The sequence below is a fragment of the Burkholderia sp. JPY481 genome, assembly GCF_038900515.1.
GTDB lineage: Bacteria > Pseudomonadota > Gammaproteobacteria > Burkholderiales > Burkholderiaceae > Paraburkholderia > Paraburkholderia youngii.
The window spans coordinates 1-528 of the sequence record NZ_JAYMRT010000134.1 but is presented as its reverse complement, the minus strand read 5'-3'; the positions used below and the strand labels follow the sequence as shown (position 1 = coordinate 528).

Here is a 528-nt window from a genome sequence, read left to right as displayed (position 1 = left end):
CCAATAAATAACACAACAGTATGTTGTACCATTTATTCGCTAATGGTTAAGTTAGAAAGGGCGCACGGTGAATGCCTTGGCACTAGGAGCCGATGAAGGACGGGACTAACACCGATATGCTTCGGGGAGCTGTAAGTGAGCTTTGATCCGGAGATTTCCGAATGGGGAAACCGGGACTTCGTAATGGAGCAGTATCTTTATCTGAATACATAGGATATTGAAGGCAGACCCGGGGAACTGAAACATCTAAGTACCCGGAGGAAGAGAAAGCAAATGCGATTTCCTGAGTAGCGGCGAGCGAAACGGAATTAGCCCAAACCAAGAGGCTTGCCTCTTGGGGTTGTAGGACACTCTATACGGAGTTACAAAGGAACNAAGTAAATGAAGCGACCTGGAAAGGTCCGTCGAAGAAGGTAACAACCCTGTAGTTGAAACTTCGTTCCCTCTTGAGTGGATCCTGAGTACGGCGGAACACGTGAAATTCCGTCGGAATCTGGGAGGACCATCTCCCAAGGCTAAATACTACCT

General features: G+C 47.8%; 1 rRNA gene. It reads left to right on the top strand.

Annotation, left to right across the window (positions count from 1 at the left end):
* Nucleotides 1-44 precede the first annotated feature (44 nt).
* Nucleotides 45-528: ribosomal RNA gene (locus VSR82_RS40005) — 23S ribosomal RNA — on the top strand; the annotation flags it as partial.